Genomic DNA, 204 nt, shown 5'->3' on the forward strand with positions numbered 1-204 from the left:
GCGACGCTCCCACGGCTTGTAGGCACACGGTTTCAGGTACTATTTCACTCCGCTCCCGCGGTACTTTTCACCATTCCCTCACGGTACTATCCGCTATCGGTCACCAGGGAATATTTAGGCTTAACGGGTGGTCCCGCCAGATTCACACGGGATTTCTCGGGCCCCGTGCTACTTGGGTGTCTCTCAAACGAGCCGTTGATGTTT

At 55.4% G+C, this 204-nt stretch carries 1 rRNA gene; it reads right to left on the reverse strand.

The features are described 5' to 3' along the window. Positions 1–204: ribosomal RNA gene (locus ADL01_RS28585) — 23S ribosomal RNA — on the reverse strand; the annotation flags it as partial.

This window comes from Streptomyces sp. NRRL WC-3618, from assembly GCF_001280005.1.
Classification (GTDB): domain Bacteria; phylum Actinomycetota; class Actinomycetes; order Streptomycetales; family Streptomycetaceae; genus Streptomyces.